The following is a 20905-nucleotide window of genomic DNA, read 5'->3' as shown; positions in this document are numbered from 1 at the left end:
GCTGACCAGACCCGCTTCGCCGGCCAAGCTACCGCTAGCGCAGAGACCAACCCTGAACTAACTTTCCAACCGGACCATTCAGTGGGGGCCGATCAAGGGCGATCTGCGCGGGGGTGGCGCTCTTCTCCGTCGCGATCCGCTTCAGGAGATCGACCAGCGCCTGGTTCTTCTCCAGCGCCTCCGGCGTGAAGCGCGGCAGGGCGGCGCGGAAGTCGCCGGCGGCGAGCTGCGTGTCCTTGCCCATCGCGCCCGTCAGGAAGCCCTTGCCGAGCGGGCTGTAGGGAACGAAGCCGATGCCGAGCTCCTCGCAGGCCTGGAGGATGCCGTTGGTCTCTGGGCCGCGGGTCCAAAGCGAATACTCGTTCTGCAGCGCCGCGACGCTCTGCACCGCATGCGCCCGGCGCACCGTCGCGGCGCCGGGCTCCGAGAGGCCGAAATGCTTGACCTTGCCGGCCTCGATCAGCTCCTTCACCGTGCCGGCGACGTCTTCGATCGGCACTTTGGTGTCCACCCGGTGCTGGTAGAACAGGTCGATCACCTCGACGCCGAGGCGCTTCAGCGAGGCGTCGGCGACCTTGCGGATCTGCTCGGGCCGGCTGTCGAGCCCGGCCGACTTGCCGTCCCGGATGTCGAAGCCGAACTTCGTCGCGATCACCACCTGGTCGCGAACGGGCCGCAGCGCCTCGCCATCTCCTCGTTGGTATGGGGACCGTAGACCTCGGCCGTGTCGAAGAAGGTGACGCCGCGCTCGACCGCCTGCCGGATGAGGGTGATCCCGTCTTCCTTCGCCAGGGCATGGCCTTAGCCGAAGTTCAGCCCCATGCAGCCCAAGCCCAGAGCCGAAACCTCAAGCCCGCTCGTTCCCAGAGTGCGCTTTTGCATCTTGCCGCTCCATCGTCATCTCCGCCCGCAGATCGAAAGGATCCATCAGGGCCGGCGCCGCCACGCTCTGCGGCGGCTCATGAAGCGGAACCTAGGCGCTGCGGTTTGTGCGGATTAGGGCCAGGAGACGGGATGGAATTATGAGCTTGGATCATGACCGAACGGCTCGGTCCCCTCGCTGTCCCTCGCAGGCTTGGGCTCCGACCCATGGCAATCGAGTCAACAGAGTCCTTTCTCGAACCGATCGGCGACCCCGGACCCGGCATTGATCACTCCCGCTCATGGCAGCATGCCGTCCACCGTGGGTAATCGCCCGACGGAGCCTCTCCTATGTTTCTAAACGATCGGGACGGACGCCGCATCCCTGCCGCGTGTTCGCCCAGCACGAAGCCCTGGAGACATCCCATGAAACTCGTCGCCGCAACCGTCGCCACCCTCGCTCTGTCGAGCTCCGCCATGGCCGAGGACCGCAACCGAACCTTCCCCCGCGTCGCGCCCCCGGTGGTTCGCGAGACGGTTCCCGCGCTCGCGGACTACACCGACGAGGTGCTGTTCGGCAGCGTCTGGGCGCGGCCCGACCTCGCGCCGCGCGACCGCAGCCTCGTGACGGTCTCGGCGCTCGTTGCCGGCGGCCACGTGCGGCAGATGGCCGGGCATTTCGGCCGGGCGCTGGACAATGGCGTGAAGCCGACCGAGCTGACGGAGATCATCACGCATCTCGCCTTCTACTCGGGCTGGCCGAACGCCATGTCGGCCGTCCCCGTGGCGAAGGAAGTGTTCGAGACGCGCGGCATCGGCTCCGAGCAACTCGCCGCCGTCGGCGCCGCGCCGCTTCCCTTGGATGCCGTGAGCGAGCGGGAGCGCGCGGCGAGCGTCGAGGCGGCGGTCGGCCCCGTGGCGCCCGCTCTGGCGTCCTACACGAACGGCGTTCTCTTCGACGACCTCTGGCGCCGCCCCGAGCTCGCGCCGCGTGATCGAAGCCTCGTCACGATGTCGGCGCTGATCGCCGCCGGGCAGGCCGACCAACTCGCCTTCCACATGGACCGGGGCATGGCGAACGGCCTGACGCGCCCCGAGGTCGCCGAGGTCATCACGCATCTCGCCTTCTACACTGGATGGCCGAACGCCATGTCGGCCGTCCCGGTGGCGAAGACGGTGTTCGAGAACCGGGGCGTCGCCGCCGAAGGCAGCACCCCCGCGAGCAACTGAGGCCGGAGCCGTCCCGGGCGGGCGACGGCGCTGCTGCGGCGCCGCACGAACTTTCAGGGCTTGGCGGCGATCGGCCGCCGGCCCTCGTCGAGCCGTGGCAGGAACCAGGCGAGCAGGCCGGCGAGCGGAAGGAACGAGCAGAGGCGGTAGACGGTCTCGATACCGTAGCTGTCGGCGAGGCCCCCGAGGATCGCCGCTGCGATGCCGCCGAGGCCGAAGTTCAGTCCGTAGAACAACCCACCGACGAGGCCGATCCGGTTGGGCAGAAGCTCCATCGCGTAGAGCAGGATGGAGGCGAAGGCGCTCGCCATGACGAGATTGATCGAGACGGTGAGGACGCCCGTCCAGAACAGGTCGGCATAGGGCAAGGCGAGGGTCAGCGGCAGCGGCCCGAGCACCGAGATCCAGATCACCCGGTAGCGGCCGATCCGGTCGCCGACGATCCCGCCGACGAGGGCGCCCACCGCCGCCGCCAGCAGGAAGATGAACAGCATCATCTGCGAGGCCGGGATGGAGAGCCCGAACCGCTCGATCAGGTAGAACGTGTAGAAGGAGCGGAAGCTCTCGCCATAGGCGTTCTTCGAGAACATCAGGAGCGTCAGCACCACGAGCCCGACCGCGATCGTCGCCGTCCCGTGCCGGCGGCGGTCTGTCCCATGGCCCGCGGCGGCCTTGCGCAGCGCCGCGAAGTGGTGGCTGATCGCCGCCTGCTGCCGGCCGATCCAGGCGAGGAGCAGCATCGCCGCCATCGCGGCGGCCGTGAACCAGGCGAGGCTCGGCTGCCCCATCGGCACGATGACGAAGGCTGCCGAGACCGGACCGAGCGCGCCGCCCGCCTGGCCGCCGACCTGGAAGATGCCCTGCGCCAACCCCTGCCGGCCGCCCGCGGCATAGCGTGCCATGCGCGTCGCCTCCGGGTGGAAGATCGAGGATCCGATGCCGATCAGCGCCACGGCGCACAGGATGAACGCGTAGCTCGACGCGAAGGCGAGACCGGCGAGCCCGGATAGCGTGAACACCATGCCGATGACCGGCGAATAGGGCGCGGGACGGCGGTCGGTGTAGAAGCCGACGAGCGGCTGCAGCAGCGAGCCGGCGATCTGGAAGGTGAGGGTGATGAGCCCGATCTGCTGGAAGTCCAGCGAATAGCTCTCGCGGATGATCGGATAGATCGCGGGGATCAGCGACTGGATCAGGTCGTTCAGGAGATGGGAGATCCCGAGGACGACGAGAACCGCCATGTAGGTCCGGGCCTTCGGCGGAGCGGATGCGACACTGTCCATTCTCAGGCGTTCCTTATCCCCTTGGGCCTGCCGGTGCCGAACGTGGCGGTTCGGGTCTGGCGCGCCTGGGCGGGCCCTCCCGCCGAGACGAAACCGGTCGCCGGCGCCTCCCGACGTCAGCGCAGCACGAGAGCCCAAAAATGCCGTCGTCGTCGAAGGGCGAGGCGAGACGACGGCCTTCGTGTTCCATGCCCGGTATGCCCAAGGCAAGGGGCGCACGTCCATCCCGCCGGGAACATTCCGGCCGGTCGCTGCCTTGCACCCGCATCGCAAGACGATATTCAAACGGAAGTCAGCATGTTCGGACACCACAAGAAGATTCGCTACGCCGTCGTCGCGGGCGGACAGATCTCGCAGCAGGCCTTCATGCCGGGCGTCGCCCGCACCGACAATTCCGAATTGGCGGCGCTCGTCACCGGCGATCCGCTGAAGGCCGACAAGCTCGCCAAGCTCTACGGCATCAAGGCCTGGCGCTACGAGCAATATGGCGAGCTTCTGGCCTCGGGCGAGATCGACGCGGTCTACGTCGCCACGCCCAACTTCCTGCATCTCGAATATGCCGTTCCCGCGCTCGAGGCGGGCATCCACGTGCTGCTCGAGAAGCCGATGGCATCCAGCGTCGAGGAGGCCGAGGCGATCCTCGCGGCGCAGCGCAAGGGCGGCGCCAAGCTGATGATCGCCTACCGTCTGCACCACGAGCCCGGCACGGTCGAGATGATCACCCGCGCCCGCAACGGTGAGTTCGGCCAATTGCGGACGTTCATCTCGACCTTCGCCCAGAACGTCAGCGAGAAGAACTCGCGCGGCCACAACGGCTACTGGGGTGGTCCGGTGCCGGACATGGGCACCTATCCGCTGAACGCCGTGCGCAACCTCTTCGGCCAGGAGCCGATCGCGGTGCACGCCGTTGGCACCAAGACGCCGAGACGCGGCTTCGACTTTCACGATACGGTCGCCGTGACCCTGCGCTTTCCGGGCGAGCGTCTGGCGCAGTTCACCGTGAGCTACGCGACCGCGGCCTCGGAGTCGTTCGACCTCGTCGGCACCAAAGCGAGCATCCACGCCTCGCCTTGCTTCATGTTCGGTCCGAAGATCGGCATCACCTATGTCGAGAAGACGGACGCCGGCGAGAAGGAGCGCAGCTTCGGCCCGGTCGAGCAGTTCGGCAACGAGACCCAGTATTTCTCGCAATGCATCCTCGACGACCGCTCCCCGGAGGCCGACGGCGAGGAGGGGCTCCTCGACATGCGCGTGCTCGCGGCCGTCGAGCGTTCGCTGGACACCGGCGAGACGGTGACGCTGGAGCCGAGGTCGCGCGCCCGCCACGTCGAGCCGGAGCAGGCGCTGAAGCTGAAGCCGGCGAAGCAGCCGAGCGAGGACGAGATGATCGGCATCATCCCGCAATCGGCTTAGCGGGTTGCGACAGGAGCGGGGGCGGCGCCATCCGGCGTCCGCCCCGCAGACCTCGGGCAGCATCCGTCGCCGCTGCGAGGCCGGGCGCATTCTGACCGCGACGCGTCAGGCCGGCTCACGCGAGGTCGCCGAGAACCAGCGGCAGAGATCGTTGAGAAAGCAGGTCTCGCAGGCCGGCCGGCGGGCGTGGCAGACGGCCTTGCCGAACTGGATCAGCCAGAAATGGCCGTCGCGACGGGCCCATTCGGGGGCGCGGCGCTCCAACTGCTCGGCGGTCTTGTCGGCGGTGCGGGCCGCCGTGATGCCGGTGCGGTTGCAGACGCGGTCGACGTGGGTGTCGACCGCGATCACGTCCTCGTCGAAGGCGAAGCTCATGACGATGTCGGCGCATTTGCGCCCGATCCCCGGAAGCGCCATCAGACCCGCCCGGTCGCGCGGCACCACGCGGTCGTGCTCCTCGATCAGCGCGGTACAGAAGCGGCGGAGATTGCGCGCCTTCATGTTGTAGAGGCCGCACGGCCGGATGGCATCGGCGATTTCCCGCTCGGTCAGCGCCAGCATGGCGTCCGGCGTCTGCGCCAGAGCGAAGAGGTTGTCGGCGGCGGCGGCCGTGTTGTGGTCGCGGCTCTGCGCCGAGAGGAGGCAGGACACCGCCGACCGGAACGGATCGGGCTGGTCCTTCGGGCCCTTGGCCGTGGCGGTGCGGCCGGGCATGTGCGCCCGCAGGCGCCGGAAGGCTTCTTCCACCTCGGCCCCGCTCAGCGCGTCGGCCTCTCCGGGGGAGGAGGGCCGGGCTGCTTCGGGACCGGATGCGATGCCACGCCTTCGGCTGGCCGACGGGATCGTCTCCCCGCCATCGGCCACCGACGCGTCTCGTGCCTTCGTCCGTCGTGTCGCCATCCGTCACCCCGCCCGTCGCCGGCCACCGCGCCGGATCTCAGCCAAAGGGCGGTGCCCGAGGGACCGTTCCCGGCTGCGGCGATCGGCGCGCCAATTCCGAATGGCGGATCGCGGCGATCGGCGGGCGACGGCCCCATGTCTTCCTGCGACGTAGGGTTTGGGCGACAGCCGATCCGGCTTTTGCTGGGCATGCTCTCTTGGGCTTGCGGTGAGCCCATCCGGTCCGATGCCGCCCAAGCTCAACCGGTGCGGGCGAACTCCCAGCCGAGCATGGCGCGCTTGCGCGTCAGCCCCCAATGATAGCCGGTCAGCGCCCCCGACTTGCCGACGACGCGGTGGCAGGGCACGACGAAGGAGAGAGGATTGCGCCCCACCGCCGCGCCCACCGCGCGCGAGGCCTTCGGCGAGCCGATCTCGCCGGCGATCGCCGAATAGTGGGTGGCGCGCCCCATCGGAATGGCGAGCAGCCGCTCCCAGACGCGGATCTCGAAATCGGTGCCGATGAGGACGATGCGCAGCGGCGCGTCGGCGCGCCAGGCGTCCGGCCGGAAGACGCGCGCCACGCGCGAAGCGGCGCCGGCATCGTCGCGAAGGGTCGCGGCCCGCGGCCAGCGGCCGAGCATGTCGGCCAGCGCATGCTCGTCGCCTCCGCGCTCCTCGTCGCTGAAGGCGAGGCCCGCGAGGCCGCGCTCGGTCCACACGGCGAGCGTGCGCCCGAACGGGCCTTCCGCGAAGCCGTAGCCGAGCGCGAGCCCCTCGCCGCGCGCCTTGTGGACGCCGGGGCTCATCGCCTCGTGCTTGACGAAGAGGTCGTGCAGCCGCGAGGGGCCGGAGAGCCCGACCTCCAGGGCCGTGTCGAGGAGCGGCAGCCCCTGCGAGAGAAGCCGGCGCGCATGGTCGATGGTGACGGCCTGGAGAAAGGCCTTGGGGCTGAGGCACGCCCAGCGCCGGAACACCGCCTCCAACCGCGCTTCCGGCACACCCAGCGCGGCGGCGAGGGCGGGAAGAGTCGGCTGCTCGCGATAGGCGCCGGAGATGAACTCCACCGTGCGCCGCACGAGCGCGTAGTCCTCGCCGTCCGGCTCGACGGCGGCGAAGCCCGGCGGATCGCTGGGCGTGGAGTTGGGCATGGACAGGGCGGCGTGAAGGGTCATGGCGATCTCCCGTTGGTGCGAGAATGGACCCGCAGTCCCGACGCCGCCACCCGTTTTCGGGACGAGACCGGTCCCCTGGAGCATGTCCGGTGAAAGCCCGTGTCGGCGTTCACGTTCGGACCATGCGGCAACCCGGCACCCGGAGCCGATCGGGTGCCCCCGTGTTCGCCGAAGCGTCGCTTCTAGCGATGGGCCGCCGCGCGCCGTTGCCAGGCGGGCGTCAGGAGGCCCACCGCGAGCCCCGCCATCACGAGGAGCGCGGCGCCGAGCTTCCAGAGCGGCAGCGGCTCGCCGAGCCAGAGGAAGGAGGCGGCCATGCCGAAGACGGGCACGAGCAGTGCCATCGGCGTGATCGTGGCGGCGGGGTGGCGCGAGAGGAGGAAGCCCCAGGCGGAATAGCCGAAGAGCGTGTTGCCGACCGTCTGCCACGCAACGGCGGCCCAGGTGGCGGCGTCGGCCTGCGCCAGCCCGGCCGACATCGCGCCCCAGCCCTCCAGCGCGAAGGAGAGCGCGAAGAGCGGCGGAGCCGAGAAGAGGCTCGCCCAGATCACGAAGGGCAGCATGTCGGTGACGCCGGAGCGCTTGGCGACGATGTTGCCCCCCGCCCAGGAGAGCGCGGCCGTCAGCACGAGGGCGAGACCGAGCGGCGTGGTGACGGCGTCGACATGGGCGGCGATGACGCCGATGCCGGCGGCGCCGAGCGCGAGGGCGGCGCCCTGGTAGAGGCGCACCCGCTCGCCGTTGAGCGCCACCGCCAGCCCGATCGTGAAGAAGACCTGCATCTGGATCACCAGCGAGGCGAGGCCCGGCGTGATCTCCGAGCGCATGGCGACGAAGAGCAGCCCGAACTGGCCGGAGCCGATGAGCAGCCCGTAGCCGGCGAGGCTGCGCCAGGAGACGCGCGGCCGGGCTACGAGGAAAATGCCGGGCAGGCAGGCGAAGAGAAAGCGCAGGGCGGCGAAGAGCAGCGGCGGCAGATGGTCCAGCCCGACGCGGATCACCACGAAATTGGAGCCCCACACCGCCACCACGGCGATCGCGAGGAGAACGTGGCGAAGCGGCAGCGCGGCGTGTTCCATGGCCGGCTTGTGTCAGATCGCGGCCGGGGTGCCAAGCGGGGTGGACCGGCCCGGCGCCTGCCCCGGCATGGGGGCGATGGCGCAGGCGTTCCCATGCCGCCATCGTCGCGCCCTGATCGCCGGCGACGATGGCGGGCAGTTCGGGGCGTGGCCGTTTTCCTAGCGCGAGGGCTTCGCGCGTCCTTCGACGAGGTCGTCGTCATCGACCGCCCTTTCCGGTGCCGGGATGTTTCTCATGCGTTCAAGCTTTGCCCTGCTCGCCCTCCTCGCCGGGGCCCTCCTGCCCGCACCGGCCCGCGCGCTCGATCCCGCGCCGGCGCAAGCCGCCGATCTCGCCGAGATCGAAGCCTGTCTCGCCGGCGCGAAGGATCGACCCGAGACCTGCATCGCAGTGATCTCCAACCGCTGCCAGTCGGCGACGCCCGACGGCGCGACGACGCCCGGCATCGTCGACTGCACGACGCGCGAAACGGCGGCCTGGGATCGGCTCCTCAACACGCGCTACGCTGCCGCACTCGCGGGGGCGCGACAGGCCGACGACGACCTCGCCGACGGCGCGTCGCCCGGTGCCGCGGACTCGCTGAAGGTTGCGCAGCGCGCCTGGATCGCGTTCCGTGACGCCGAGTGCGATCGCCTCTACCAGCTCTGGCGCGGCGGCACGATCCGCTCGCCCGTGGCCGCGAGCTGCCATCTGGAGGAGACCGCCCGGCGTGCGATCAGCCTGCGACAAGATCCGGAGGGGTGAACCCGTCGGGGCGGCGTGCCTTCTGACCTGTCCGTCGCCAACGGCACATGCATGCAAAACCTGCGTCCGTTCCGATTGGGGCAGGGGAGGCCGACCGCGAGATCAGGCGTACACCAGCTTCCACTGAGATCGATCGAGGATGATCACGACGTCCGTCCTTCGATCCGTGTCGAGTTTTGTCCTCGCCCTCCTGTGGTCGGCATCGGCGGCCTTCGCCGAGCCGGTTGCCGAATTCGGCGTACTGCAGCCGCAGGACGTCGAAACGATCCAGGGCTGCCTGACGCAGGCGGCCGCAACGAGCCCCGCGACCGCGCCGGGCGGTTGCATCGGCACCGTCGCGACGCTTTGCCTGACGACGTCTGCGGACAAGCCCGCCGAACTGGTGATCGCCGACTGCAACGGACGCGAAGCAGCGGCCTGGGACCGAATTCTCAACGAGACCTATGCGAAGGCGGTCATCGTGGCGAAGAGGCGCGACGAGACGTTCGCCGCCTCGCTCATCGCACCGGCCGCCTTTCAAACCCTGCGAGACGCGCAACGCGCCTGGATCCTGTTCCGTGACGCCGAGTGCGGCCGGATCTTCGCCTTGTTCGAAGCCACGGAAGGACGGCTCGTTTTCTCCTCCGAGTGTTCCCTTCGTCTGACGGCAGAGCGCGCGATCGTCCTGTAGGATTTGCTCGCGCTTGCAGACGATTGAACGGCGCTCGCCGCCCTCAACCCCGCTTGGCGTCGGCCAGCGCGCGCGAAAAGGCGGCGGCGAAGGTCTCGCGGTCGTCGGGGTTGAGGAAGGCGCCGATCTGCGTGATGCGGCCCTCGCCGACGACGCTCATGTGCGTGACGCCGATCTCCTCGTGGCGACGCACGAGGAAGCGGGTCCAGCTCGGATTGTAACGCACGGCCCGCACGGCCCCGCGCGGCGAGACCTTGCGAATGGCGAGCTCGGTGCGCGACACCCGCACCTCCTCGCGCGCCCGGCCCGAGGCGTTGGAGGCGCGCAGCGCCACCCACAGCAGCAGGACGTCGAGGCCGAAGAAGCCGACCACGGGCCAGGCGCCGTTGGCGACGAAGGCGATGCCGGAGCCGAGCGACACGAGTCCCACCAGCCCCATCGTGACGTTGAAGCCGCGTCGCGAGAGCGAGCGGTAGGGCGTCAGCATCGCCTCGAAGAGCGGCGCGTCGTTGCAGACCTCGTGGGCGCTGTCCATGCGGCGGTGTCTCCCCTTCGGCCGGCGCTCGATGCGAGCGGGGTCCGCCGCGCCGGCAACGGATCGCCCGAGGAGGCCCGTCGCGGACCGGGTCTTGCGGGCCCGTCGCCCTCGGCGCCGTACGCCCCGAGCGCACCGACGTGCAAGACTTTGAGCCCATCCGGCGACACGGGTTCACCGGATGGGCTCAAAGTCTTTGTTTGCCGCATTTCCAGTGAAAGCCAACTCGGCTTTCACTGGAAATGCTCTAGAAGCGGACCCCGAGAGATCGCGACAGGCCGAAGATGACAGAAAATCCGCCCCCCGCCAAACCGCCTCGCCGGGCCAAATCACCGCAGCCAGCGGCGCCGTCGCCCGAAGCCTCGCTGCAGGGAACGGGGGGCCGCGTCGCCGAGACGCCCGGCGTCGGCGCGAGGCCAAAGCGCGCCGCCGGACGATCGACGCCCTCCCAGGCAAATGATACGGCTGGAAAGCCCCCAAAGTCAGGCGCGAAAACGAAGGCGGAGGCCGTCGCGAAGGCGGCGCGGCGCAAGGTCGCCGCCCGGCCGCCGAAGATCCCCTATACGCCGGAAGCGATCGCCGAGATCTTCCGGCGCTTCGCCGTGCAGCGGCCCGAACCCCAGCCCGAGCTCGAGCACAGGGATGCCTTCACGCTGCTCGTCGCCGTGGTGCTGTCGGCGCAGGCCACCGATTCCGGCGTCAACCGCGCGACGCGGGTTCTCTTTTCGCTCGCCGACACGCCGCAGGCGATGGCCGCGCTGGGGGAGGAGGCGATCCGCGAGGCCATCCGCACGATCGGCCTCTACCGCAACAAGGCGAAGAACGTCGCGGCGCTGGCGGAACGGCTGATGCGCGAGCATGGCGGCGAGGTGCCGCAGACGCGCGCGGCGCTGGAGGCGCTGCCGGGCGTCGGCCGCAAGACCGCCAACGTGGTGCTGAACACCGCCTTCGGCGAAGAGACGCTGGCCGTCGACACGCACATCTTCCGCATCGGCAACCGGTTGAAGATCGCGCCGGGCAAGACGCCGGAAGCGGTGGAGGAGGCGTTCCTGCGCATCATCCCGGCGGGATTCCTGCGCCACGCCCATCACTGGCTGATCCTGCACGGGCGCTATGTCTGCAAGGCACGCAAGCCCGACTGCGAGGCCTGCATCATCGCCGATCTCTGCCGCGCCGACGAGAAGACCACCGACGTGCCGGCGCCGCTGGTGGCGCTGCCCGTCAGCGGGCCCGGTCCACAGCCGCTGCCGCCGGGAGCGTCGGCGTCGCCGGCGCGCTGAGACTGGCCAAGCCCCCTTCGCGCCGGGCGATGCGCTGGTGGAGATGCACCATGGTGGCGGCCGCGAAGAGCGGCGTCAGCAGGTTGAGGACGGGAACGGCGAGGAACGCCGCGAGCACGAGGCCGGCGAGGAAGATGGTGGTGCCGTAGCGGGCGCGCAGCGCCTTGGCGTCGGCCTCGCTGCGATAGCGCAGCGCCGCGAACTCGAAATATTCGCGCCCGAGCAGGTAGCCGTTGATCACGAAGAAGGCGGCGACGTTGACCACCGGCACGAGGAGCAGCGCGAAGGCGAGGAGATTGCCGAGGATGACGATGCCGAAGAAGCGCAGCGACAGCACGAGGCTGCGCGCCAGCGGCAGCTCGCGGCCGACCGGGCTCTCGGGATAGCTCTCGCGCTCCACCACCTCGGCCGCGTCGTCGAGGAAGAAGCCGGCGACGACCGCGCTGACGGGCGCGATGAGGAAGGCGAGGAGCAGCGCCAGGATCAGCCCCGCCGCGAAGGCCGCGAAGCCCTCGGCATTGTCGAGCCAGGCCGGCATGTCCGGCGCGAACCGGGCGAAGAAGGGGATCAGCTCCGACTGGAAGAGCCAGCGCACCGCGAACCACAGCGCCACCAGCACCAGCGCGGTGAGCCCGAGCGACTTCCAAAGCACGGCGCGGAAGGGCGCGGAGAGAAGATCGCGGAGGCCGAGGGCGGCGGAGGTGAGAATCATCGAGAGCGGCCTCGCGTTGTGCGTGGCAACGAGATGGGGCGCGCGCCGCAGCGCGGCAATGGACGCGCCCGCTTGGCGCGAGGAGGCGGGCGGGCTATGCGGAAGGGCCGCTCCCTGCCGCCCCATCCCCCGCCGCCCCCATCCGAAGAGTTCCCGCGCCCATGCCCCGCTACGACGTTCTGACGATCGGCAACGCCATCGTCGACATCATCTCCCGCACCGACGACGCGTTCCTCGTCCGGGCCGGCATCGAGAAGGGCGCGATGACGCTCGTCGATGCCGAACGGGCGCTGGCGATCTACGCCGGCATGGGCCCGGCGATCGAGATGTCCGGCGGCTCGGCCGGCAACACGGTGGCGGGCCTCGTCTCGCTCGGCGGGCGTGGCGCCTATTTCGGCAAGGTCAGTGACGACGAGCTCGGCCGCATCTTCGCCCACGACATCACCGCGCTCGGCGTGCACTACGCCACCGCGCCGCTCGCCGGCGACCCGCCCACCGCGCGTTCGATGATCCTGGTGACGCCGGACGGCGAGCGCTCGATGAACACCTATCTCGGCGCCTGCGTCGAGCTTTCGCCGGACGACATCGACGAGGCGGTGGTGGCCGCGGCCGCCGTCACCTATTTCGAGGGCTATCTCTGGGATCCCCCGCTCGCCAAGGACGCCATCCTCAAGGCCGCCGAGATCGCGCACGCCAACGGGCGGCAGGTGGCGATGACGCTGTCGGACGCGTTCTGCGTCCACCGCTACCGCGCCGAATTCCTCGATCTCATGCGCTCGGGCACGGTCGACATCGTCTTCGCCAACGAGGCCGAGGCGCTGGCGCTCTACGAGACGCAGGTTCTGGAGGAGGCGCTGCATCGCATCGGCGAGGACGCTCCGCGCCTCGCCGTGGTGACGCGAGGGCCCGAAGGCTGCGTCGTGGTGACCGGCGCCGACCATCAGGCCGTGCCCGCCACCCCCGTCGCCGAACTGGTGGACACGACGGGCGCCGGCGACCTCTTCGCCAGCGGCTTCCTGCGCGGCTACACGGCCCGCCTGCCGCACGAGGCGAGCGCCCGCCTCGGCGCCATCGCCGCCGCCCACATCATCACCCAGATCGGCCCGCGGCCTCAAGGCTCGCTGATGGACCTGCCCGGCGTGCGCGAGATCCTGGGGTAGGGGCTTCGAGGGCCGGACGGCTCGCTCGATCCCGCATCGCTCTGCCGGTGCTCCGGCATGGGAATGCAGGGCGGTGCCCCAGACGGCAAGCGTCCGTTCCGCCGTCTCCCGCCCCGGTCGCTACGAGGCCGGAAGGGCGATCCCCGCGCAATCGTCTGTCATAAGCCGCTGCTAGAACGCTCCGATCCTTCGATCGGAGTGTCCCGTCTTGTCTCGTTCCGTCTTCTTCCTGGCCACGACCCTGTTGGCGATCCTCGGTGCGCCTGCCTCCCGAGCCGAAGACGGTCGCGCCGCCGCGATCGTCGAACGCTTCCGCGACGCCAACGCGTGGCGCGGGCACGTCATGGTGGCCGCCCATCGCGGCGGCTGGATGGAGGGCGGCGAGATCCGTCTCGCGGAAAACTCGCTCTCCTCGCTGCAACGGGCGATCGATCTCGGCGTCGAGATCGTGGAGGCCGACATCCAGCGCACCCGCGACGGCGAGTTCGTCATTCTTCACGACGAGACGCTGGACCGCACCACGACCTGCAAGGGCGAGGTCGCGCAGCAGACCCTGGCGCAGCTCGGCGACTGCCGTCTCGTCGTCGAGGGAACCGGGGCGATCACCGGCGAGGGCGTGCCGACGCTCCGGGCCTTTCTGGAGGCGGCCAAGGGCCGGATCATGGTCAATCTCGACAGCAAGCTCGGCGTCGAGAGTCTGGCGGCGATGACGGCCATGGCCCGCGAACTCGGCATGAGCGAGCAGATCGTGGCCAAGGCCTATGTCGACAAGCCCGAGCAGTTCGAGGCGGCGCGCGCGGTCTTGAGCGCGATGGGGCCGCAGGGCCAGTTCATGCCCCAACTCAGCGACGCGGTGTCGAGCGATCTCGAGCCGATGCGGCGGGCGGCCCTGGACCTGCGCCCCCAGGCGATGGAACTGCGCAACACCCACGAGGCGGGCCAGCCCCTGACGCCGGATGGCGGCCTGTTCTTCGCGATGCCGGCGCGCGCCCTGGCGGTTCGTCACGACGTCCATCTCTGGATCAACACGCTCTATGACGACAAGACCAACGGCCTTCGCTCGGGCGGACGCGGCGACGAGATGGCGATCCGCGCCGGTCTGCCCGGCGAGGTCTACGGCTTCTGGGCCGAACACGGCGCCACCCTGATCCAGACCGACGAGCCCAAGGCCGCGATCGAATGGCTGGCCGCGCACGGATACCGCATTCCCTATCGGGAGTGACACGCCCGGGAGCGACCGCCGGGCGAGATCTCGACGGGGCGGTTCTCTCGCCGGTCATGCCGCCTTGCGCGATGGCCTGAAGGCTTTTGACATGCGATCGGCTCGGCCGTCGCCCGTTCGTTCGGCCGGCTGCATTCGTCCGCGCGTCAATTGGTGGTGCATGATGCCTTTCGCGCAAGCGTCGATCATGTCGGGCGCCTCGCATCCGCCGACATCGCCGCGCCGCCTGTCGCAGTCAGGCAGACGACGAGACAGGCCGCCGATGCAGAGCCGCGCGAGGTGGGGCGGCGTCGATACCGCAGCGCTTCGTCCTTTCGGGATGGTGCGGACATCGCCAAGTCCGCACCGGCCGTTCAGCGACCCTGGAGGACGCGGACGACCTTCGGGCTCGTCTGTCCCCGCAGTTTGTTTCGATAGTCGGCGTAGGTGAGCCTGCCCGACGCGACCGCCTTGACCGCTCGCTCGCACGAGATCCGAACCACCGGGCTGCCCGGTGTGAGGTTCATCAATTTGCGCAGGAAATCTTGATGCTGCGCCGTCGAGCGATCGGACCGGACGCATTGATCGACGGCCTCACGCCGGAGCGCGGGGCTGCCATTCAAAGCCTCTGCCATCGTCGCATATTGTGTCGCGCTGACACATCCAGCAAGACACAGAATGCCGGTCGCCGCCAAGACTGTTGCAATGCTTCTGGATTTTTTCATGAGACGCGTCCTGCGTGGAGTCATTTCACAACGAGATATGATCTGAAGACAATCCAATATCTCGATCGACGCGAGGATAGATAATCGACTGAATAAAGATTCAATGATTCTGCGGATAAAATTGATCCTCTTTTCAAGTTTTTGAAAGTATAATTATCTTATTTTTGAAATGACTGACTATTAAAATTATTGACATGATGATGTCGTCGTTGATCGAGGCGACGGATGCGGCCCGAAACGTCGGTGAAACAAACCGGCTGCGTCTTCGATCGAAATGCATCCGTTGAAGGAATCGAGACCATCGGAAGGCTGGCTGCGCGACCGATCGTCGGGCGGCGCCCGCCCTCACGCCGCGTTCTGGCGACGCTCGGTGACGGCGCGATAGGCGATGGCTTCGGCGAGGTGGGGGCGGCCGACTTCGTCTGCGCCAGCGAGATCGGCGAGGGTGCGGGCCACCTTGAGGATGCGGTGATAGGCGCGTGCCGAGAACTTCATCTGCTCGGCGGCCTCGCGCAAGAGCCGCGCGCCGGCGGCATCGAGCGCGGCCACGGTCTCGACGAGGGCGGCCGGCATCTGCGCGTTCAGCGTGTCGGGGGGAAGGTCGAGCGCGGCGAAGCGCCGGCTCTGGCGCTCGCGCGCGGCCGTGACGCGGGCGCGCACCGTCGCCGAAGTCTCGGCCGGCGCGGGCTGCATCAGGTCGAAGGCGGTGACGGCGGGCACCTCGACGCGCAGGTCGATGCGGTCCATCAGCGGGCCGGAGATGCGGGCCTGGTAGTCGGAGACGCAGCGTGCCCCCCGCGCGCAGACGTGGCCGGGCTCGCCCGCCATGCCACAGCGGCAGGGGTTCATGGCCGCGACGAGCTGGAACCGCGCGGGATAGGTGACGCGGTGGTTGGCGCGCGCGATGACGCATTCGCCCCCCTCCAGCGGCTGGCGCAGCGAATCGAGGACGGCCGGCGCGAATTCGGGAAACTCGTCGAGGAAGAGGATGCCGCGATGGGCGAGCGAGACCTCGCCCGGCCGCGCCTTATGACCGCCGCCCACCATCGCCGCCATCGAGGCGGAATGATGCGGCGCGCGAAACGGCCGGCGGTCCGACAGGCGGCCGTCGGAGAGCTCGCCCGCGATCGAGGCGATCATCGAGACCTCGAGCAGCTCGCGCGGCGAGAGAGCCGGCAGGATCGAGGGCAGGCGCGCCGCCAGCATCGACTTGCCCGATCCCGGCGGCCCGCTCATCAGCATTGTATGATACATAAAACAAGCGCGCTTCTGCGGAGTTTTGCCAGGTCTGCCGAAACGCACTTGAATACTACAAGGATGCTTGCATAGTCGCAGGCATGAACGATGACTCAGCCGTTTCTGCACTCGCCGCCCTTGCCCATGCCGACCGTCTTGCGGCGTTCCGGATGCTGGTCCGCGCGGGTCCGAACGGCATGCCGTCGGGCGAGATCGCCGATGCCCTTTCCATCCCGCCGACGCGGATGAGCTTCCACCTCGCGACGCTGGAGCGCGCGAAGCTCCTGCGGTCATGGCGCGACGGGCGCCGCATCCTCTACGCGGCGAGCTACGACGACATGCGCCAACTCCTCGCCTTCCTGACCGAGGACTGCTGTTCGGGGAATCTCGAGATCTGCGGCGACCTCGCCAACCTCTTTCCCGCCTGCACGTCGGAGACCTGCTCATGAGCGCCGCCCGTCCCTTCAACGTCCTCTTCCTCTGCACGGGCAACTCCGCCCGCTCGATCCTCGCCGAGAGCATCCTGCGCAAGGATGGCGGCGGGATGTTCAACGCCTTTTCCGCAGGAAGCCAGCCGAAAGGCGAGGTCAACCCGATGGCGCTGGAGGTTCTTCAGGAACTCGGCTACCCGACCGACGGCATGCGGTCGAAGTCGTGGGACGAGTACGCCGTGCCCGGCGCTCCCGTCATGGACTTCGTCTTCACTGTCTGCGACCAAGCCGCGGGCGAATCCTGCCCGGTCTGGCCGGGCCAACCCGTCACCGGGCACTGGGGCATCGAGGACCCGAGCCACGAGACGCGCGGCGACATCTGGAAGCGCGCCGCCTTCACCCAGGCGTTCCGCTTCATGAAAAACCGGGTCTCCGCCTTTACCGCGCTGCCGCTCGTCTCCCTGGAGAGGTCGAGCCTGACGGCCAAGGTGCGCGAGATCGGCCAGCTCGAAGGCGCGTCCTTCCCGCGTCCCGATGTCGCCTGAGGTGTCCATGCCCGTCACGATCTACCACAACCCCGCCTGCGGGACGTCGCGCAACACGCTGGAGATGATCCGCCAGTCCGGCGAGGAGCCTGTGGTCATCGAGTACCTGAAGACCCCGCCGAGCCGGGAGACCTTGGCCGAACTTCTCGACGCGATGGGCATGAGGCCCCGCGAACTCCTGCGGGAGAAGGGCACGCCCTATGCCGAACTCGGGCTGGGCGATCCAGCCCTCTCGGACGAGGAACTGCTCGACGCGATGATGGCGCACCCGATCCTCATCAATCGGCCGATCGTCGTGACGGAGAAGGGCGTGAGGCTCTGTCGCCCGTCCGAGGCTGTGCTCCCGCTCCTCGATCGTCCAGTCCACACCTTCACCAAGGAGGACGGCGAGACGGTCGCGGCGCCGGGCGCGTCCGAATGACCGATCCCGTCTCCACCGACCTGCCGAGCGTCGATCCGTCCGCGCTTCTCCCGATCGACGTCGAGGCGCTCGGCCTGCCTGGCGGGCCGACGCATCCGCCGCGCATCCTCGTCCTCTACGGCTCGATCCGGGAACGGTCCTTCTCCCGGCTCCTGTCCGAGGAGGCCGGGCGCCTGCTTCGCTGGTTCGGCTGCGAGGTGCGCACCTTCGACCCGCGGGGACTGCCGCTACCCGACGGGGCCAAGCCGGACCATCCGAAGGTCAAGGAGCTGCGCGACCTGGCGGAATGGTCGGAGGGCATGGTCTGGGTCAGTCCAGAGCGTCACGGGGCGATGACCGGGATCATGAAGGCGCAGATCGATTGGATTCCGCTGGCGGTCGGAAGCGTTCGGCCGACGCAGGGCAAGACGCTCGCCGTCATGGAGGTGTCGGGAGGCTCGCAGTCGTTCAACGCCGTGAACCAGATGCGAATCCTCGGACGCTGGATGCGCATGGTGACGATCCCGAACCAGTCGTCGGTCCCGAAGGCCTTCCTCGAGTTCGACGAGGCCGGGCGCATGAAGCCCTCCGCCCTCTACGGCCGGGTCGTCGACGTCTGCGAGGAACTGGCGAAGTTCACCCACCTCGTACGCGGCCGGTCGTCCTATCTGACGGACCGCTACTCCGAACGCGTCGAGAGCGCCGAGGAGCTTTCGAAGCGCGTCAACCTGCGCGCCATCTGACCCTCCCGCATCCGGACATCCCATGCTCGCCCTCGCGATCTTCGTCGCCACCCTCGTCCTCGTCATCTGGCAGCCGCGCGGACTTGGCATCGGCTGGTCGGCGCTCGGCGGCGCCGTCGTCGCGCTCGCGACCGGCGTCGTCGACTGGGCGGACATCGCCACGGTCTGGGACATCGTCTGGGACGCGACATTCACCTTCGTCGCGCTGATCGTCATCTCGCTGATCCTCGACGAGGCCGGGTTCTTCGCCTGGGCCGCTCTTCACGTCGCACGGTGGGGCGGCGGCGACGGGCGACGGCTGTTCCCCCTCGTCGTGGTCCTTGGCGCGGCCATCGCTGCGGTCTTCGCGAACGACGGCGCCGCGTTGCTCCTAACACCGATCGTCCTCGCGATCCTCCTGCGCCTGAACTTCCCTCCGGCCGGGGCGCTCGCCTTCGTCGTCGCCTGCGGCTTCGTTGCCGACGCGATGTCGCTTCCCCTCGTCGTGTCGAACCTCGTGAACATCGTGACGGCGAACTTCTTCGACGTTTCCTTCGGACGCTACGCCGCGGTCATGGTCCCGGTGAACCTCGTGTCGCTCGGGGCGACCCTGCTCGTCCTCTGGACCTACTTCCGACGGGACATTCCCGAGCGCTACGACACGTCAGCGCTGGAGGACCCGGGACACGCCATCAAGGACCGCCAGGTGTTCCGCGCCGCCTTCCCGCTGCTTGGCCTCCTGCTCGTCGCCTACTTCGTCACCGGACCGCTCGGCGTGCCGATCTCGTTCGTGACCGGCGCGGCTGCCGTCATCCTGATGGCGGTCGCCGGGCGATGGTTCGCGGGCGGTCATGGTGCCGTCGTGCCGCCCGCCAAGGTGCTGCGCGAGGCACCGTGGCAGATCGTGCTCTTCTCGATCGGCATGTATCTCGTGGTCTATGGCCTCGGGAACGCCGGGCTGACCGACATCGCCGCCGGGGTCCTCGTCTGGCTCGGCCAGCAGGGCACCTTCGTCGCCACGATCGGCACAGGCTTTGTCGTGGCGGCGCTCGCCTCCGTCATGAACAACATGCCAGCCACCCTCGTCGGGGCGCTTGCCATCGACCGCGCCACGCTCGACCCGTTGACCCGCGAGCTCATGGTCTACGCCAACGTCGTTGGCAACGACCTCGGACCGAAGTTCACGCCGATCGGCTCGCTCGCGACGCTGCTCTGGCTCCACGTCCTCGCGGGCAAGGGGCAGACGATCACATGGGGCCAGTACATGAAGGTCGGCCTCGTGTTGACGCCGCCGGTCCTGCTCGCGGCGCTCGTGGCGCTATGGGTCTGGCTTCCGGTCGTGTCGTGAGACCGCGGTGGCAGGTCATCCCGGCACTCGGCGTCTTCGAGATCCTCGCGTGGGGGTCCTCGTACTACCTGCCGGCCGTCCTCGCCCTCCCGATCGCCACGGACACCGGATGGCCCTTGCCGTGGATCATCGGGGGTCTGACGGTCGGCCTGCTCGTATCCGCGGCAGCCTCGCCGTGGATCGGCGCGACGATCGGGCGGGCCGGCGGGCGGGCGGTCCTCGCGAGCGGGGCGGTGCTACTCGCGTCCGGCCTCGCCGTCCTCGGGTCGGCCGCGAACCTGCCGACGTTCCTCGCGGGCTGGCTGGCGATGGGGCTTGGCATGGGCATGGGCCTCTACGATCCGGCCTTCGCGACGCTCGGCCGCCTCTACGGTTCCGACGCCCGTTCCGCCATCACCACCCTGACTCTCTGGGGCGGGTTCGCCAGCACGGTCTGCTGGCCCTTGTCGGCGCTCCTCGTCGACCATCTCGGATGGCGGGCGACATGCTTGGTCTATGCCGCCCTCCATCTCCTCGTGTCCCTGCCGCTGGCATTGCGGTTCATCCCGCGGGTGCCGCCATCGACGGTCACGAGGAGCGGACCTGGCAGCGATGGACTTGGTGTCCCGACCGGGGATCGCACGTTCCTCGTGCTGGCCGCGCTGCTCGTCGTCTCGGGCGCGATCATGGGCCTCGTCTCGGTCCATCTCCTGACGCTCCTGCAAGCGCGCGGCGAGACGTTGGCGGCGGCCGTCACGCTCGGCGCGATGGTCGGGCCGGCGCAGGTCGGAGCGCGTCTTTTGGAGATGGCCGGTCGCGAGCGGCACCACCCACTTTGGACGCTGCGTGCGGCTGTCGTCCTCATCGCCGTCGGATTGTGCCTCCTCGCATTCGAGACATCGGCCGTAGCGGTGGCCGTCGTCCTCTACGGCGCCGGGAACGGCATCCTCTCGATCGCCCGCGGTACCGTGCCTTTGGCGCTGTTCGGTCCGGAGGCGTACCCGACGATGATGGGACGGCTCGCACGGCCGGCGCAGATGGCGCAGGCGATCGCGCCGACGGCCGGCGCCGCCATGATCTCCTACGCGGGTCCGTCGGCGACCCTAGGTCTCCTGGCAGTCCTCGCATGCGTCGGCGTCGTCCTCGTGGCCTCGCTGACGATCGCCGCATCGCGGATGCCGTCACGCTGAAGGATGCCAACTGAGAGTCAGAGTACCGGAGCGCCGAGCATGGCGACCGCCCCTCGGCGGACGGCGCGGGAGTCTCGCGTGCGGCGAGCGGTCCCCGGGGTAGCCG

Annotated in this window: 20 protein-coding genes and 2 pseudogenes; 13 read left to right on the top strand and 9 right to left on the bottom strand. The window is 69.1% G+C overall.

What is annotated here, in order from left to right; translation table 11 throughout:
• Positions 1-94 precede the first annotated feature (94 nt).
• Positions 95-882: pseudogene (locus GGR04_RS17795) on the bottom strand (aldo/keto reductase); the annotation flags it as partial.
• A 405-nt stretch (positions 883-1287) separates the two neighbouring features.
• On the opposite strand from GGR04_RS17795, the gene GGR04_RS17790 reads away from it, so the two are divergent.
• Positions 1288-2091 carry a carboxymuconolactone decarboxylase family protein gene (locus GGR04_RS17790; protein WP_183201250.1) on the top strand — a complete coding sequence of 268 codons (804 nt, stop codon included), beginning with the start codon at positions 1288-1290 and terminating at the stop codon, positions 2089-2091.
• 53 nt (positions 2092-2144) lie between these two features.
• Here the strand turns inward: GGR04_RS17790 and GGR04_RS17785 are convergent, their stop codons facing one another.
• Positions 2145-3374, bottom strand: coding sequence for an MFS transporter (locus tag GGR04_RS17785; protein ID WP_183201249.1), 1230 nt, complete (start codon positions 3372-3374; stop codon positions 2145-2147).
• A gap of 297 nt (positions 3375-3671) precedes the next feature.
• Between GGR04_RS17785 and GGR04_RS17780 the strand changes: the two genes are divergently transcribed.
• Positions 3672-4787: a Gfo/Idh/MocA family protein gene (locus GGR04_RS17780; protein ID WP_183201248.1), complete on the top strand. Its 1116-nt coding sequence runs from the start codon at positions 3672-3674 to the stop codon at positions 4785-4787.
• Between the two features lie 105 nt (positions 4788-4892).
• Here GGR04_RS17780 and GGR04_RS17775 read toward each other — a convergent pair whose 3' ends face one another.
• From GGR04_RS17775 to GGR04_RS17765, 3 genes are all read right to left on the bottom strand, one after another.
• Positions 4893-5651 (bottom strand): endonuclease III domain-containing protein, encoded by a 759-nt coding sequence (locus tag GGR04_RS17775; RefSeq protein WP_312857480.1) that lies wholly within the window; start codon positions 5649-5651, stop codon positions 4893-4895.
• Positions 5652-5926: 275 nt separating this feature from the next.
• Positions 5927-6817: a methylated-DNA--[protein]-cysteine S-methyltransferase gene (locus GGR04_RS17770; RefSeq protein ID WP_183201263.1), complete on the bottom strand. Its 891-nt coding sequence runs from the start codon at positions 6815-6817 to the stop codon at positions 5927-5929.
• A 206-nt stretch (positions 6818-7023) separates the two neighbouring features.
• Positions 7024-7920 (bottom strand): EamA family transporter, encoded by an 897-nt coding sequence (locus tag GGR04_RS17765; RefSeq protein WP_183201246.1) that lies wholly within the window; start codon positions 7918-7920, stop codon positions 7024-7026.
• A gap of 235 nt (positions 7921-8155) precedes the next feature.
• Between GGR04_RS17765 and GGR04_RS17760 the strand changes: the two genes are divergently transcribed.
• Both GGR04_RS17760 and GGR04_RS17755 read left to right on the top strand, forming a co-directional pair.
• On the top strand, positions 8156-8665 hold the full coding sequence (locus GGR04_RS17760) for a lysozyme inhibitor LprI family protein (protein ID WP_183201245.1): 510 nt from the start codon (positions 8156-8158) through the stop codon (positions 8663-8665).
• Positions 8666-8804: 139 nt separating this feature from the next.
• Positions 8805-9335, top strand: a complete 531-nt coding sequence (locus GGR04_RS17755; protein WP_183201244.1) for a lysozyme inhibitor LprI family protein — start codon at positions 8805-8807, stop codon at positions 9333-9335.
• Positions 9336-9378: 43 nt separating this feature from the next.
• On the opposite strand, the gene GGR04_RS17750 is transcribed toward GGR04_RS17755, so the two are convergent.
• Positions 9379-9870 (bottom strand): DUF2244 domain-containing protein, encoded by a 492-nt coding sequence (locus tag GGR04_RS17750; RefSeq protein WP_183201243.1) that lies wholly within the window; start codon positions 9868-9870, stop codon positions 9379-9381.
• Between the two features lie 284 nt (positions 9871-10154).
• Between GGR04_RS17750 and nth the strand changes: the two genes are divergently transcribed.
• Complete coding sequence (gene nth, locus GGR04_RS17745; protein ID WP_183201242.1) at positions 10155-11150, top strand: endonuclease III; 996 nt, start codon at positions 10155-10157, stop codon at positions 11148-11150.
• On the opposite strand, the gene GGR04_RS17740 is transcribed toward nth, so the two are convergent.
• Complete coding sequence (locus GGR04_RS17740; RefSeq protein WP_183201241.1) at positions 11092-11862, bottom strand: sulfate transporter family protein; 771 nt, start codon at positions 11860-11862, stop codon at positions 11092-11094. The two genes, nth and GGR04_RS17740, sit on opposite strands and share 59 nt — an antisense overlap.
• Positions 11863-12023: 161 nt before the next feature.
• Between GGR04_RS17740 and GGR04_RS17735 the strand changes: the two genes are divergently transcribed.
• Positions 12024-13022 (top strand): adenosine kinase, encoded by a 999-nt coding sequence (locus tag GGR04_RS17735; protein WP_183201240.1) that lies wholly within the window; start codon positions 12024-12026, stop codon positions 13020-13022.
• A gap of 208 nt (positions 13023-13230) precedes the next feature.
• The gene (locus GGR04_RS17730; protein ID WP_246393275.1) at positions 13231-14244 is read left to right on the top strand and encodes a glycerophosphodiester phosphodiesterase family protein; all 1014 of its coding nucleotides are present in this window, start codon (positions 13231-13233) and stop codon (positions 14242-14244) included.
• A gap of 353 nt (positions 14245-14597) precedes the next feature.
• Here the strand turns inward: GGR04_RS17730 and GGR04_RS17725 are convergent, their stop codons facing one another.
• Both GGR04_RS17725 and GGR04_RS17720 read right to left on the bottom strand, forming a co-directional pair.
• A complete protein-coding gene (locus GGR04_RS17725) occupies positions 14598-14948 on the bottom strand; it encodes a hypothetical protein (RefSeq protein WP_183201239.1) in 351 nt (116 codons plus the stop codon).
• Between the two features lie 345 nt (positions 14949-15293).
• A pseudogene (locus GGR04_RS17720) lies at positions 15294-16196 on the bottom strand (YifB family Mg chelatase-like AAA ATPase); the annotation flags it as partial.
• 89 nt (positions 16197-16285) lie between these two features.
• Here GGR04_RS17720 and GGR04_RS17715 point away from each other — a divergent pair.
• Genes GGR04_RS17715 through GGR04_RS17690 form a run of 6 tightly spaced genes read left to right on the top strand, consistent with a single transcriptional unit; the run spans position 16286 to position 20799 of the window.
• A complete protein-coding gene (locus tag GGR04_RS17715; protein ID WP_062205596.1) occupies positions 16286-16633 on the top strand; it encodes an ArsR/SmtB family transcription factor in 348 nt (115 codons plus the stop codon).
• On the top strand, positions 16630-17160 hold the full coding sequence (locus GGR04_RS17710) for an arsenate reductase ArsC (protein ID WP_062205601.1): 531 nt from the start codon (positions 16630-16632) through the stop codon (positions 17158-17160). Before GGR04_RS17715 ends, GGR04_RS17710 begins: the two co-directional genes overlap by 4 nt.
• Before the next feature lie 7 nt (positions 17161-17167).
• Positions 17168-17581 carry an arsenate reductase (glutaredoxin) gene (gene arsC / locus GGR04_RS17705; protein ID WP_062205677.1) on the top strand — a complete coding sequence of 138 codons (414 nt, stop codon included), beginning with the start codon at positions 17168-17170 and terminating at the stop codon, positions 17579-17581.
• Positions 17578-18303 carry an arsenical resistance protein ArsH gene (gene arsH, locus GGR04_RS17700; protein ID WP_062205603.1) on the top strand — a complete coding sequence of 242 codons (726 nt, stop codon included), beginning with the start codon at positions 17578-17580 and terminating at the stop codon, positions 18301-18303. The genes arsC and arsH overlap by 4 nt, the downstream gene beginning before the upstream one ends.
• 22 nt (positions 18304-18325) lie before the next feature.
• On the top strand, positions 18326-19630 hold the full coding sequence (locus GGR04_RS17695; protein ID WP_183201238.1) for an arsenic transporter: 1305 nt from the start codon (positions 18326-18328) through the stop codon (positions 19628-19630).
• Positions 19603-20799 carry an MFS transporter gene (locus GGR04_RS17690; protein WP_082652377.1) on the top strand — a complete coding sequence of 399 codons (1197 nt, stop codon included), beginning with the start codon at positions 19603-19605 and terminating at the stop codon, positions 20797-20799. Before GGR04_RS17695 ends, GGR04_RS17690 begins: the two co-directional genes overlap by 28 nt.
• The last annotated feature ends 106 nt before the right edge of the window (positions 20800-20905 follow it).

Source organism: Aureimonas pseudogalii (genome assembly GCF_014196835.1).
Lineage (GTDB): Bacteria > Pseudomonadota > Alphaproteobacteria > Rhizobiales > Rhizobiaceae > Aureimonas > Aureimonas pseudogalii.
Note: the sequence above shows the minus strand (reverse complement) of the source record. Positions and strands in the feature narration are given on the sequence as shown.

Bases quoted from the DNA above. Each gene is read 5' to 3' on its own strand.
- GGR04_RS17690 (WP_082652377.1), top strand. From the start codon at position 19,603: ATGGGTCTGGCTTCCGGTCGTGTCGTGAGACCGCGGTGGCAGGTCATC.
- GGR04_RS17715 (WP_062205596.1), top strand. From the start codon at position 16,286: ATGAACGATGACTCAGCCGTTTCTGCACTCGCCGCCCTTGCCCATGCC.
- GGR04_RS17750 (WP_183201243.1), bottom strand. From the start codon at position 9,870: ATGGACAGCGCCCACGAGGTCTGCAACGACGCGCCGCTCTTCGAGGCG.
- GGR04_RS17760 (WP_183201245.1), top strand. From the start codon at position 8,156: ATGCGTTCAAGCTTTGCCCTGCTCGCCCTCCTCGCCGGGGCCCTCCTG.
- nth (WP_183201242.1), top strand. From the start codon at position 10,155: ATGACAGAAAATCCGCCCCCCGCCAAACCGCCTCGCCGGGCCAAATCA.
- GGR04_RS17770 (WP_183201263.1), bottom strand. From the start codon at position 6,817: ATGCCCAACTCCACGCCCAGCGATCCGCCGGGCTTCGCCGCCGTCGAG.
- GGR04_RS17780 (WP_183201248.1), top strand. From the start codon at position 3,672: ATGTTCGGACACCACAAGAAGATTCGCTACGCCGTCGTCGCGGGCGGA.
- GGR04_RS17755 (WP_183201244.1), top strand. From the start codon at position 8,805: ATGATCACGACGTCCGTCCTTCGATCCGTGTCGAGTTTTGTCCTCGCC.
- GGR04_RS17695 (WP_183201238.1), top strand. From the start codon at position 18,326: ATGCTCGCCCTCGCGATCTTCGTCGCCACCCTCGTCCTCGTCATCTGG.
- arsC (WP_062205677.1), top strand. From the start codon at position 17,168: ATGCCCGTCACGATCTACCACAACCCCGCCTGCGGGACGTCGCGCAAC.
- GGR04_RS17735 (WP_183201240.1), top strand. From the start codon at position 12,024: ATGCCCCGCTACGACGTTCTGACGATCGGCAACGCCATCGTCGACATC.
- GGR04_RS17785 (WP_183201249.1), bottom strand. From the start codon at position 3,374: ATGGACAGTGTCGCATCCGCTCCGCCGAAGGCCCGGACCTACATGGCG.
- arsH (WP_062205603.1), top strand. From the start codon at position 17,578: ATGACCGATCCCGTCTCCACCGACCTGCCGAGCGTCGATCCGTCCGCG.
- GGR04_RS17710 (WP_062205601.1), top strand. From the start codon at position 16,630: ATGAGCGCCGCCCGTCCCTTCAACGTCCTCTTCCTCTGCACGGGCAAC.
- GGR04_RS17790 (WP_183201250.1), top strand. From the start codon at position 1,288: ATGAAACTCGTCGCCGCAACCGTCGCCACCCTCGCTCTGTCGAGCTCC.
- GGR04_RS17740 (WP_183201241.1), bottom strand. From the start codon at position 11,862: ATGATTCTCACCTCCGCCGCCCTCGGCCTCCGCGATCTTCTCTCCGCG.
- GGR04_RS17725 (WP_183201239.1), bottom strand. From the start codon at position 14,948: ATGAAAAAATCCAGAAGCATTGCAACAGTCTTGGCGGCGACCGGCATT.
- GGR04_RS17765 (WP_183201246.1), bottom strand. From the start codon at position 7,920: ATGGAACACGCCGCGCTGCCGCTTCGCCACGTTCTCCTCGCGATCGCC.